The sequence below is a fragment of the Pseudomonas sp. 2822-17 genome, from assembly GCF_002742485.1.
In the GTDB taxonomy this organism is placed as follows: Bacteria; Pseudomonadota; Gammaproteobacteria; order Pseudomonadales; family Pseudomonadaceae; genus Aquipseudomonas; species Aquipseudomonas cyclaminis.
The window spans coordinates 1-323 of the sequence record NZ_LJRZ01000921.1 but is presented as its reverse complement, the minus strand read 5'-3'; the positions used below and the strand labels follow the sequence as shown (position 1 = coordinate 323).

Sequence of the window (323 nt, the reverse complement as noted above, 5' to 3'; positions counted from 1 at the left end):
CTACTGCTTCAAGTGGTCTATCTTCTTTTAAACTATAGTTTTTGTTAATATTTATAGAAAGCCCATGAAAATCTCAGGAGGAAGAATATGAAAGAACATATCATAGTTTTAGGTGGAGGCGTTATTGGATTGTCCACTGCTTTTTCTTTGGTTGAAAGAGGATTTGAAGTCACAGTTTTAGAAAAAACGACTTGTGGAGGTCAAGCATCTGGTGCTGCAGCTGGAATGCTTGCTCCATACTCTGAAATTAGTGAAGACCCTGATCCTTTTTTTAAGTTTTGTTTAGATAGCCTAAGAATGTTTAAAAAGTGGCAGCTAGATAT

The 323-nt window shown here is 35.9% G+C and carries 1 protein-coding gene; it reads left to right on the top strand.

Going from position 1 to position 323, the window contains the following annotated elements; translation table 11 throughout:
• Positions 1-87 precede the first annotated feature (87 nt).
• Positions 88-323: FAD-dependent oxidoreductase (locus AOA60_RS29710; protein ID WP_143522603.1), on the top strand; the 236-nt coding region annotated here is incomplete at its 3' end.